This is a genomic window from Microvirga sp. P5_D2 (assembly GCF_054049475.1).
Genome location: NZ_JBFUMH010000402.1, coordinates 1 through 705, shown reverse-complemented (window position 1 = coordinate 705; position 705 = coordinate 1). Strand labels below are relative to the sequence as shown.

Annotated in this window: 1 protein-coding gene; it reads right to left on the bottom strand. The window is 63.2% G+C overall.

Going from position 1 to position 705, the window contains the following annotated elements:
- Positions 1-13: 13 nt before the first annotated feature.
- Entirely contained in the window at positions 14-139 is a 126-nt protein-coding gene (locus ACXJKO_RS31955; protein ID WP_457093119.1) for a hypothetical protein, read from the bottom strand.
- Positions 140-705: the final 566 nt, after the last annotated feature.

Genomic DNA, 705 nt, shown 5'->3' with positions numbered 1-705 from the left:
ACCTGATCCGCTCTCAGAGAGCCAGCCAGGAGCCGTCAGCCTGCTTGCTGGCCCGACGCGTGCGGTTGAGGGCGCTCAGGGTCGGGCCGATGGCCGTCGTCGAAACCCGCAGGCGCTTGGCCAGAGCAGTCCCGGTCATCGGGCGCCCTGCCCGGCTGAGGGCGGCATAAGCCCGGTCCGCCAGCGTCGGCTGTGAACCCGGCTTGCGAGCAGGGGCATYCGCCTTTCTTGTCGCGGAAGGTTTGACGGCCGCTTGCCTGCCCGCAGTCGACTGTCYGGCAGTCTGACTGGCTCGGGGTTGAGCGGCCGCGCTCGATCGAGTTGTCCGTGTGGTTTGCTTAGAGCCTGCGGCCTTGGTGCTAGCCTTCCGTGGCACCACAGATTGCCGAACGGTGCTGGTACGGGTCTGTTGGGTGGCCGCTGTCCTCACCTTCTTTACCGGTGCTTTGGTTTTGGATCCTGGCGCAGGCCGCGTTTTCGAGGAAGCTGWCACAGTACGGCTGCCGAGGCTCGCAGTTTGTCCAGCATCAGCTCCAGTCGCTTTTGCGCGCGCAGTCTTTGCGGGGGACTTGGCACGAGGACGTTTGAGTGCAGGCTTTGCCTTGGGCATGGAAAACTCCTGTAGGGTTTCCGGCATTTGGCGCCGCAGGACCCAGTTGTCACCTGCAATCAACAGATAAAGTTAATCACGCGCCCTTTTTCTTC